We start from the raw sequence: 1,365 nt of genomic DNA on the forward strand, positions 1-1,365 counted from the left end.
CACGAAGCAATCGGAAGTGGTTCCAAGAAAAGCCTCTAAGCTTCAGTCATACGAGACCGTACCGCAAACCGACACAGGTGGGCGAGATGAGTATTCTAAGGCGCTTGAGAGAACTCGGGAGAAGGAACTCGGCAAATTGGTACCGTAACTTCGGGAAAAGGTACGCCCCGGTAGCTTGATTGGTTTACTCCATGAGGGTGAAAGGGTTGCAATAAACTGGTGGCTGCGACTGTTTAATAAAAACACAGCACTCTGCAAACACGAAAGTGGACGTATAGGGTGTGACGCCTGCCCGGTGCTGGAAGATTAAATGATGGGGTGCAAGCTCTTGATTGAAGTCCCAGTAAACGGCGGCCGTAACTATAACGGTCCTAAGGTAGCGAAATTCCTTGTCGGGTAAGTTCCGACCTGCACGAATGGCGTAACGATGGCCACACTGTCTCCTCCCGAGACTCAGCGAAGTTGAAATGTTTGTGATGATGCAATCTACCCGCGGCTAGACGGAAAGACCCCATGAACCTTTACTGTAGCTTTGCATTGGACTTTGAACCAATCTGTGTAGGATAGGTGGGAGGCTTTGAAGCGGGGACGCTAGTTCTCGTGGAGCCAACCTTGAAATACCACCCTGGTTTGTTTGAGGTTCTAACCTTGGTCCGTTATCCGGATCGGGGACAGTGCATGGTAGGCAGTTTGACTGGGGCGGTCTCCTCCTAAAGTGTAACGGAGGAGTTCGAAGGTACGCTAGATACGGTCGGACATCGTGTTGATAGTGCAATGGCATAAGCGTGCTTAACTGCGAGACTGACAAGTCGAGCAGGTACGAAAGTAGGACATAGTGATCCGGTGGTTCTGTATGGAAGGGCCATCGCTCAACGGATAAAAGGTACTCTGGGGATAACAGGCTGATTCCTCCCAAGAGTTCATATCGACGGGGGAGTTTGGCACCTCGATGTCGGCTCATCACATCCTGGGGCTGTAGCCGGTCCCAAGGGTATGGCTGTTCGCCATTTAAAGTGGTACGTGAGCTGGGTTTAAAACGTCGTGAGACAGTTTGGTCCCTATCTGCCGTGGGCGTTGGAAATTTGAAGGGGGCTGCTCCTAGTACGAGAGGACCGGAGTGGACGAACCTCTGGTGTACCGGTTGTCACGCCAGTGGCATTGCCGGGTAGCTAAGTTCGGAAGAGATAACCGCTGAAAGCATCTAAGCGGGAAACTTGCCTTGAGATGAGATTTCCCAGAGCCTTGAGCTCTTTGAAGGGTCGTTCGAGACCAGGACGTTGATAGGCTGGGTGTGGAAGTGCAGTAATGCATTAAGCTAACCAGTACTAATTGCCCGTACGGCTTGTCCCTATAACCTTAGCAGGT

1 rRNA gene (cut by a window edge) is annotated in these 1,365 nt (G+C 51.4%); it reads left to right on the forward strand.

Annotated features, from left to right (window positions below):
• Positions 1–1,350: ribosomal RNA gene (locus O3298_RS29080) — 23S ribosomal RNA — on the forward strand; it begins 1,260 nt to the left of the window's first position.
• Positions 1,351–1,365: the final 15 nt, after the last annotated feature.

This window comes from Janthinobacterium sp. SUN137 (assembly GCF_030587265.1).
In the GTDB taxonomy this organism is placed as follows: domain Bacteria; phylum Pseudomonadota; class Gammaproteobacteria; order Burkholderiales; family Burkholderiaceae_D; genus Janthinobacterium; species Janthinobacterium kumbetense.